Source organism: Planomonospora algeriensis, assembly GCF_977012225.1.
Genome location: NZ_CDRNDK010000824.1, coordinates 1 through 1,535, shown reverse-complemented (window position 1 = coordinate 1,535; position 1,535 = coordinate 1). Strand labels below are relative to the sequence as shown.

Below are 1,535 nucleotides of genomic sequence, written 5' to 3'. Positions count from 1 at the left end.
GGGCCGCGACGACGGGTATCGGAGATGCAGGCCAAGCTTCACCGATGGGCGGTGGCCGATCCCGGCCGCCGGTTCGATGACTTGTTCAACCTCGTCCATGACCCGGCCACGCTGTTGGTGGCATTCGACCGGGTTGCGGGCAATCGGGGTGCCAATACCCCCGGGGTCGACGGCCTGACGGTCGCCTTCGTCGAGGAATACGTTGGCGTCCCGGGATTCCTGGATGACCTGCGAGCCGCCGTCAAGGACGGTTCGTTTCGGCCGTTGCCGGTTCGGGAACGTAAGATCCCCAAGCCGGGCGGGTCGGGAAAGGTTCGCGCGCTCGGCATACCGACGATCGCGGACCGGGTCGTTCAGGCGGCGCTCAAGCTGGTGCTGGAGCCCATCTTCGAGGCCGACTTCGTGCCGGTCTCTTACGGGTTCCGGCCCGGGCGGCGGCCCCATGACGCGATCGCGGAGATCCACCACTTCGGCACACGCGGCTACCGCTGGGTGCTGGATGCGGACATCGAAGCGGCCTTCGACTGTGTCTCCCACTCCGCCTTGATGGACCGGGTGCGGCTCAGGGTGAAGGACAAGCGCGTCCTGGCGCTGGTCAAGGCGTTCCTCAAGGCCGGGATCCTCACCGAACTCGGCGAGCGCAGAAACTCCTACACCGGCACGCCGCAGGGCGGCATCCTGCCTCCGCTGATCTTCAACGTGGTGATGACGGTGCTCGATGAGCACGTGATGGCACCGTGGAGGAACGGCGGGCCGATGTCGACCTCGGGCAAGCGCGCCTACCGGCGCTCCAAGGGACGGCCGACGTGGCGGATCATCCGTTACTGCGATGACTTCGTCATCGTGGTGCATGGTTCACGCGCGGACACCCAAGCGCTTCAGGACGAGGTCGCCGCGGTGCTGGCCCCGCTGGGATTACGGCTGTCACCGGCCAAGACCCGAGTGGTCCACATGAGCGACGGGTTCGACTTCCTCGGCTTCCGCATCCGGTGGAAACGCAAGAGAGGTTCGGACAAGTGGTACGTCTACACCTTCATCGCCGACCGTCCCAAACGATCGGTGAAGGCCAAGATCCGTGCCCTGACCCACAAGACATCGCAGCAGGACTTCGCCTCCGTGCTGAAAAGACTCGCATCGATCATGCGCGGATGGGCCACCTATTTCAAGCACGCCGTGGCCAAATGGACCTTCAGCAAGTTGGACACCTTCACCTGGTGGAGGCTGGCTCACATGCTGCGGGCCCGTCACGGCTGGAACTGGGGGCAGCTGCGCCGCCATCTCAAGACCGGCTCCGGCCGGTGGGTGATCGCCGCAGACGGGATCGAGTATTACAGCCTCAGTAGGCAGACGACGGTCTCCCGCTACGCCTACCGAGGTAACAAGATTCCCAGCCCATGGCTTCCTGCGAACCCCGCCTGACGGCAGAGACCGTGGAGAGCCCGTTGCCGAGAGATCGGCACGGCGGGTTCGGCGAGCGGCCTGGGGAAACGGATCGAGAGCGATCTCGGCACCGCGCCCCAGGCCGACTCAACAAG

General features: G+C 65.4%; 1 protein-coding gene. It reads left to right on the top strand.

Features of this window, described 5'->3' with window-relative positions:
- A partial coding sequence (ltrA, locus tag ACWJ6R_RS36115) for a group II intron reverse transcriptase/maturase (RefSeq protein ID WP_449066512.1) occupies positions 1 to 1,419 on the top strand: 1,419 nt, incomplete at its 5' end.
- Positions 1,420 to 1,535 lie beyond the last annotated feature (116 nt).